Below are 7,046 nucleotides of genomic sequence, written 5' to 3'. Positions count from 1 at the left end.
CCGAATAAAGCATTTGCCGACATGCTCGCTAATGAGTTTATCCCTTGGCTTTGTAGTGCGCATTCAATATGCCCCGCAGCTGAAAATACAGTGCTGTCTGGTTCGAGCTTTGGTGGATTAGCGTCAATGTTCATTGCGTTGGAGCACCCTCAACGTTTTGGAAAAGTGTTGAGCCAGTCTGGTTCATTTTGGTGGCAGCCAAAGACCGCTAAGAGTATCGCAAGTGATGAACAAAGTTGGATGAGTGAACTGGTGGTATCAAGCGGTAAGAAAGACATTCAGGTCTACCTCAATGCAGGTGTTTTTGAGACTGAGCCGGTGCATGCCAGCATCTATCAAACCAATAAAACCCTTTTTAATACCCTCAAAGAGAAAGGGTACCCCGTTACGTTCAAAAGTGCTGCGAGTGGTCATGACTATTACAGTTGGCGTGTTTTGCTCGCTGATGGACTAACAACACTTTTTAGTAAGTAAAGACCAAGGAAATATCCAAGAAATGGAACACATAAAAATACAAAAAAATAAATTAGCAGCGGCCCTCATGCTGGCTGGATTTGCCTCTCTATCAGCTATAGCTAGTGAAGCAAAGCACACAGAAACTATGGTTGTTACCGCAAGTCAGTATGAAACGGCGATAAAAAATGCACCTGCATCAATATCTGTGATTACGCGCGAAGAGATAGATAAGCTTCCTGCGACCGATATCTCTACCGCGCTTGAGAGTGTCGCGGGTGTGCATGTGGCGAGAACAACGGGTGCTGAGCCTAGAATCATAATTCGTGGCTTGCAGAACCAGAATTCAGCCAACGGAAATTACACTCTGTTTTTGATAAATGGTCGTCGTATCAGCTCTAGCGAAACAGTGATTCGTGGGGCGTCGTTTGATTTGTCGAGCATTCCAATGAGCGCGATTGAGCGAATTGAAGTGGTGCGCGGTCCAATGTCATCTCTATATGGTAGTGAAGCGATTGGTGGTGTGGTTAACGTGATTCTCAAGCAGGCGTCGACAGAGACTCATGTTTCTGGAAGCCTGACTTATAGTATGCCAGAAGATAATAAAGCGACAGCGTTATTGTCTGATGCAGACGGTGAACTCAAAAGTGGCAATGTGTTTGTCAGCGGGTCGATCATTCCAGATGTACTGACGTACACCACGACAGTCGATATTAGCGAGCGTAATGCTTGGTTCCCTGAAGATGCAGGGACGAGTTTTTCTCCTCAAACGGAACAAAAGCGAAATGTATTTCGTGGTTCTTTGAATTGGTACGCCACAGATCAAGACGAAATCTATCTTGATCTTTCTTACTCAAAGGATGACCGTGTAGAGAATAGCTACTTTAGTAACTTCAATAGGTTAGCAACTAGCTATTATGAGGGTGAAAAGCTAACTGGCACGTTAGGGCATGTACGTAGTTGGGATTGGGGGGAGTCTGATGCCAGTTATTTCTACGAAACCGCTGAAGTGGATGAAGACAACTTTCACCCAATGGTGGATGCAGCGGTGCTGAGTCAAGACAACCACACCGTCGATGCTAAGTTTGTCGTCGATCAGTTTGAAAGCCAGATTTTGTCACTTGGTGCACAAGTGTCTTATACCAGTGTTGAGAACGAGCGTGATTATTCGAGCTCTCGTTCAGTAACGCAAAGTGCCGCTTATGTTCAAGATGAGTACTTTGTTACGGATGACTTAACTGCAACCGTAAGTGGTCGTCTTACACACAATAACCAGTTTGGTAATGACTTTAGCCCTCGAGTCTATTTTGTTTACAACGGCATCGATAATGTGACCTTCAAAGGTGGGTATGGCGAAGGCTTTAAGTCGCCAACGCTTTTCCAATCGTCCGAAGATTTCTCATTAGTGAGTTGCGGTGGTCGATGTACATTGGTCGGGAATCCAGACCTCAAGCCACAGACCTCTAAGACTTACGAATTTTCAGCGATGTATTCAGGAGTTGATGGGTATGTGCAGGCGACGGCTTTCTACAATGATGTGAAAAACTTGATAGACCGCGACTTAACTCCATTTTTCAATGGCACTTCCGCAATTATTCAGTATGAGAACGTCGATAAAGTCGAAACCAAAGGTATTGAACTAGAGGGTAGCTATGAGCTTTCCGTAAGCTGGTCGTTTACGGCAAATGCGACGTATACCGATGCGGTTAACAAAGTTGATGATAAAGCTATTGCGTACAGCCCTGAATGGCTAGCGAATGCAAATCTCAATTGGTTGGCAACGCGTGATTTAGCCTTCTTTACTGGTTTGAATTATACCGGCAAGCAAAAAGATGGTTCTGATGCTGATCTAGACCCTTATACAATCGTGTCATTGGGTGGTTCGTATGCGTTTAATGACAACTTCAAACTTCGTGCTGGGGTGACTAACTTAACGGATGAGCGCTTGGACCAATCAAACCAAGTGTACGAAGAAACAGAAGTAGGACGTACCTACTATGTGAAGATGGATTTCGATTTCTAAAGCTTCACTCAAACAAAAATGGAACGCCTGAACGTTCCATTTTTCGTATCTGATTACCTGTGCCGCCTAGTGCACCGAATCATAAATCAATGTCCTCCTTCAGCTCTTAACCAAAACTCGGACAGGTCTTCAAACAGGTCATCGTTATCTAAGATGCTCAAATGGTTTTCGTTGTAGCCGAGGATTTGTGATGCGTGGAGTTGGGCTGGGCGCGACAATTGGCTTGAAAGGTTAATGACACCATCATTGCTTTTGGTATTGAACAGCTCCCCCGAGTTATAGCCAAAGGCTAAAAAATGTGGAGTGTGGTTTTTATCGTTATCATAAAACAGGTCAGCGATAAATTTGCCTTCTGGATTTAAGTCGACCCAGGCTGGCATTACTACTGGGGAGTACTCTATACCTTGCTTAGCTGAAGCAACACCACCGAATGGGGACGAGATGGTAGTCATGCTACTGACAAAATCGCACAACTGCCCGATACGACACTGACGAATACTATTGGCAACGATAAGCCCGCCCATGCTGTGAGCCACCAGGTGTAATTGTTGAATCTTGTATTGAGTGACGACGGTGTGCATTAGGTTGTTCAGACCTTTTGAGTTCAAAGCCAAAGACAAACCGGAAGGGTAGTTGAAAACCCATATTTGATATTTAGATTGGTCGACTTTTTCAATCAGCGGCTCAAAATCCAACGCAGTTGCGTTAATGCCATGCACAAACAAGATAGGGATTTTGTTTGGATCATACTCTGATAAAAAGTAGAGCCCAGCATTATGCTCGAGCAGGAATGTTAGTGGTTGCCACATCCCAAGTTTGGCGTTTTTTCTGTCAAAAGGGGGATCTTCAAGGTTCACGACTGCCCCGATATCCACCAAATCCAACTCGATTTTCAATAGTGAAGAGAGCGAACGATCAACAAAGGCGCTTGGGGCTTCATTCTCATTCACTTCGAGTGAGACTTTGATGGTGGAGTTGTCTTGGTAGTCACTAAGATTAATAACGCTGAATGCTTCGTTAGCTTGTAGGGTTAAGTCTTGGTTCTTATCTTCAAAGACAAGTAGGTAATGAATGTTATTCGATAGCTGCAAGTGGAGACGGTCACTGTTGATGATTCCATCGTAGCCATCCACTTCGCTTTGATTGATGTCTTTGATTTGTAGAATCACGACGGCTGACTCTGACGCGGGTTTGCTCAAAACCAGCTGGTATTGGTCGGTAATGGAGTCAATTGCGTCTATTTCGTGGGATAAGTTTCGAAAGTTACTGCATCCGAACAGCACTGAACTGACTAGCACTATAATGCCGAGCCGCAGCGAGGTAATCACTTGTAGCACTGATAATAGAGGTGTCGTCAGTACAACTCTCATTCTAATGTCATCCTTATTCCACCCTGATTCATCCATAAATCAATAACCTGTGTTTAATAGTAGCAATAAAACAGCGCTTAATAAAAAGGCAAGCAAGCGACTATAAAGTTCGCTTGCTTGCCTGAGAGGTTTCATTTTTTAGTGGGTATACTGAACACTAAAGCGTGTTTTTATACACCTTACCGTCTTTCATGATCAGTTTTTGTGTCTCTGTATTCGCCACACATGCCACGCCTTCTAGTGGGTTACCGTCGATGATCAGTAGGTCAGCGTAAGCGCCTTCAACCACTTGACCAAGTTTGCCTTCTTGGTACGGGTGTTGGTATGTAGACATTTCAAATAGGCGTCCACAGTTTGACGTCGCCATGCGAAGTGCAGTGATGGTATCGAATACTTGCTCGATCGCACCAAGCTCATTCAGTTGGGTCGCATGTACATTGGTTTCGCCCACACAATCGGTACCAAACGCGATGTTTTGGATGTCGTATTTCTTAATCAGTTCTGCCGACTTGAACATGGCTTTACCCACGCGCTCTGTCTTGCGATATGTCTCTTCGTTTGGCAGTGGGATCTTACGCTCTGCAATCAATGAAGAAGTGAAGTAAGACGGGATTACCCAAATACCTTTCTCTTTGATGATCTCTGCGATCTCGTCATCCATGATGGTAGCGTGTTCGAAAGACATGACGCCCGCTTCTGCTGCACGGCGCATCGCATCAGAGGTGTGGATGTGCGCGGCAACATACGTACCGTAATCTGAAGCGGCTTGTACTGCGGCTTCCATTTCGTCGGAAGTAAATTGCAATGTGTCTAGCGGGTCGAAGGTCGATGATGCACCGCCACCGGCCATGATCTTGATTTGTGACGCGCCCATAAACAGTTGCTCACGCACGGCTTTCAATACTTCTGAGCGACCATCGGCTACTCGCATCGCGCCTAGCTTCATCATTGGCGAGTCTTCGTGCCCATTCGCTAAACGTTCTTGAGCTTGGTTTTGGCGGTAATCTGAGTGGCCACTGGTTTGTGAAATCGCCGCCATTGAAGGAAGAATACGTGGGCCAGTCGCGTAGCCGTTGTCGATACTTTTCTTAAGGCCAAGGGTGTTACCTGCTACATCGCGAATAGTGGTAAAACCGCGCATTAGCATCTCTTCTGAAATCTTCGCTGAGCGAATTGCGACTTCTTCACGTGTCATAGTATCAATCACATTGAAAGGTGCAGATAGCGTGATATGAACGTGGGCGTCAATCAAGCCAGGCATTACCGTGCCACCTTGAGCATCAATGATTTCATCGGCTAACGTAGCGTCAACCTCGCCAATTTGAGTGATCAAGTTGTCTTCGATAAGAATAGATACGTTCTCGATTAGGTTGTTATCAACACCGTTAAATACGTTCGCGTTAGTGATTAGCTTTTTCATAGTCTGCACCTTTTTCAAATGAGTGTTTGTCGCTGATGGAGTCATCTTATGAGGTGACGCCTATTAAAAATTGCCATTTGATGACAAGCAGTGACGAGACTTATCTTTTGGTGCTTTTCTATATTTTTGAGTATTGCTGTATAGAGGGAAGAGAATTATTGGTACAGAAAATGATCAATCAATAAAGATTAACAATTTTGAATGGAAAGGAGGTGGTGTCATCAAATGGTAAGTTTTGTTCTGATTCGAACGCTAAGATGTATTTCAAATCGAGGCTACTTATCAAATTAAAGAGAGACAACATGACTAATTCAGACAAAGTTTACGGATTCAATACACCACAACGTCTATTTGTTGGTTACACGTTAGCAGTGCTGGTGGACCTAGTGGTTCTTAACTTCTTTGATGAGTACTGGGACTTTGTGAATATCGAATCTTTCACTATCTCTTTGATAGCGGCGTTGTTGCTTCAGCTACTATTGAAACTTTCTATTGGCTTGGAGCATAAGATTGCTGAGCACTTTAAAAGCAAGCCGGGTACTGCTCCTAAGGTTTACCGAGCGATTACCACTTACATTATCTTGGTGGGCTCGAAGTTTGTCATGCTAGAAGCGATTAACTTATTGTTCGGTGACAAGGTGAGCTTTACAGGCCCTTGGAACGGTGTTGTTGCTTTCTTTGCTGTGGTATTTACGATTCTGATTGCTGAAGTGATTGTGTCGAAAATCTACTTTGTTCTTGATGACAAGCAAGACGCAAACTTGGATGAAAAAACAGCATAATCGAAAGCTGAATACAAATAGGGAGTTCGAAATGAATTCTCAACTGAGAAGGGTTAGCAGTTTTGCTAGCCCTTTTTATTTACCTGTATTTGGTTATTGGTTAGCTATTCAGTGCAGGCTTTGCATACTCGTTGCTCACCGGTATTTTAAAGCTTATGACGGGTGACAATATCAAGCGTGCAGCTCTGCCGAAATTATCTTCAGAATAGCAAAATACGCTGCTTACCCATGATTCTTTTTGTGTTCAAGTCGCACACCAATTTGTACAGCGAGAGAGGTACGAATAAGTCCAGTTGAGAGCTATGTTATTGAATGTAAGCAATTGTCGTTGGTGTGAATATTTCTTTACTGAAAACAATATATGCATTTTGTGTCATATTGTTTATTAGCGCATATGTTTGTGGAGGGAACACTACAAATCGATATAGGAAATCCAATGAAAGTAATCTTATCTAACCTTGGGTTAGCGACAACATGTCTATTTTCTTCGTTCGTAAATGCGCAGCCACAATCCCTAGTTCAGCCCAATCTTACTGTTCAGCCCCACTTACCCGTTATTGCCAATGAAGTTGAGTACCCATTGTCGCACCAAGCGTTGATTGAGACATCGGGCAACGTACGCAAACAGCAAATTGAGCATGTGGGGGCATCGTTCATTAAGCTTCACTTCAAGTCGCTTGTTGTACCGAAAGGCAGTCTATTGCGCTTGAGTTCGAGCACCAATGATGAGGTAGTTGAGTATCGTGACAGCCAGACAGATTGGTTTGCTCAGTCTATCTCAAGCGAGCGCATGCTGATTGAGGTTATTCCAAACTCAAACGGCCAATACGCTGAGTTCGAGATAGATTACTACATGGCGGGCAAGAGTGCAGACGAAGAGGCAGTGGCAACGTTATCGACATGTGGTGTTAATGAGCGCAGAGATGTTGCCTGTTGGGAAGAGTCTCATCCAGATAAAGTGGCTTGGACAACTCCGGTTGCAAGGCTACTTATTAATG

The 7,046-nt window shown here is 44.2% G+C and carries 5 protein-coding genes and 1 pseudogene; 4 read left to right on the top strand and 2 right to left on the bottom strand.

What is annotated here, in order from left to right:
• Positions 1–474 (top strand): alpha/beta hydrolase-fold protein (locus BCT81_RS02540; protein ID WP_133152498.1); only part of this gene is annotated, 474 nt, incomplete at its 5' end.
• 22 nt (positions 475–496) lie between these two features.
• Positions 497–2,476, top strand: a complete 1,980-nt coding sequence (locus tag BCT81_RS02535; protein ID WP_102423151.1) for a TonB-dependent receptor — start codon at positions 497–499, stop codon at positions 2,474–2,476.
• An 86-nt stretch (positions 2,477–2,562) separates the two neighbouring features.
• Here BCT81_RS02535 and BCT81_RS02530 read toward each other — a convergent pair whose 3' ends face one another.
• Both BCT81_RS02530 and BCT81_RS02525 read right to left on the bottom strand, forming a co-directional pair.
• On the bottom strand, positions 2,563–3,813 hold the full coding sequence (locus BCT81_RS02530; protein WP_102423152.1) for an alpha/beta fold hydrolase: 1,251 nt from the start codon (positions 3,811–3,813) through the stop codon (positions 2,563–2,565).
• Between the two features lie 190 nt (positions 3,814–4,003).
• Positions 4,004–5,266, bottom strand: coding sequence for an amidohydrolase family protein (locus BCT81_RS02525; protein ID WP_061031831.1), 1,263 nt, complete (start codon positions 5,264–5,266; stop codon positions 4,004–4,006).
• A 302-nt stretch (positions 5,267–5,568) separates the two neighbouring features.
• Here BCT81_RS02525 and BCT81_RS02520 point away from each other — a divergent pair, with 302 nt between their 5' ends.
• Positions 5,569–6,048, top strand: a complete 480-nt coding sequence (locus BCT81_RS02520) for a hypothetical protein (protein WP_102423150.1) — start codon at positions 5,569–5,571, stop codon at positions 6,046–6,048.
• Positions 6,049–6,484: 436 nt separating this feature from the next.
• Positions 6,485–7,046: pseudogene (locus BCT81_RS02515) on the top strand (peptidase); the annotation flags it as partial.

It is taken from the genome of Vibrio sp. 10N.261.52.A1 (genome assembly GCF_002876325.1).
GTDB lineage: Bacteria > Pseudomonadota > Gammaproteobacteria > Enterobacterales > Vibrionaceae > Vibrio > Vibrio chagasii.
Note: the sequence above shows the minus strand (reverse complement) of the source record. Positions and strands in the feature narration are given on the sequence as shown.